Origin of the sequence: Rhodococcus sp. As11 (genome assembly GCF_048957735.1) — a bacterium.
Lineage (GTDB): Bacteria > Actinomycetota > Actinomycetes > Mycobacteriales > Mycobacteriaceae > Rhodococcus > Rhodococcus gordoniae.
Genome location: NZ_JARDJE010000062.1, coordinates 1 through 707, shown reverse-complemented (window position 1 = coordinate 707; position 707 = coordinate 1). Strand labels below are relative to the sequence as shown.

The 707-nt window shown below is 66.2% G+C and carries 2 protein-coding genes; both read right to left on the bottom strand.

What is annotated here, in order from left to right:
- Positions 1-205, bottom strand: a 205-nt coding sequence (locus tag PV766_RS24085; protein ID WP_421098130.1) for a hypothetical protein, incomplete at its 3' end; no start/stop codon positions are given.
- Between the two features lie 218 nt (positions 206-423).
- A partial coding sequence (locus PV766_RS24080) for a hypothetical protein (RefSeq protein WP_421098129.1) occupies positions 424-707 on the bottom strand: 284 nt, incomplete at its 5' end.

The window sequence follows — 707 nt, the reverse complement described above, 5'->3', positions numbered from 1 at the left end:
CGCGCCGGGCTGGGCCCGGTTCGGCGAGCAGCCGGGCGAGGACCGTGGGGGTGGGTGGCCGCCGGGATATGCGCACCCGGGTCGGCAATTCCCGGCCGTCGGGCAGAGTCAGGTCCCAGGCGTCGAGGGAACCGGAGACAAGGCGGATGCCGGCACGACGCAGCAGCGCGATCGCGCCGGAGAGAAGCTGTGATGTTTCGGCCATGCTCGTCCCTTCGACGTGTACAAGCTTAGATGAGCAATCCTACTTTATCTTGTATTAGCTGCTAGAGCGTATAAGGATGTCGAAGTTCGCCCGGTCGCTGGTCGACTGGAGGCACGAGCGGGCACCGAACGGTGGAGCGGCTCGGCGCCGGCGTGCCTAACGTGACGGTGTCCGGTTCTGGTCCACCCTTCCGTGACGATCCAGCGGCGGGGTCGGTATCACCGGTTGTCGGGGTGAGACGGTCGCCGGGTCCCGATCCAGTGAATACCGTCGGGGCCAGGCGAATACGGGTGCGGCAGGTAGCTGGGACAGAACTCGCCGGTGTGCCAGGCGCTCGCGACTGTCTCCGGATCGTCGGGTGCGAAACCTGCTCGGATTGTGGGCAGGTGTTCGCGCCAACCGACCAGGCCGGAGTCATCGCGACCCCATACCCGCACCACCAACGTCATGACCGAATCCGCCCAGCTCAGCCGTTCGATCTCGTACACCCCAGTGTCCCAGG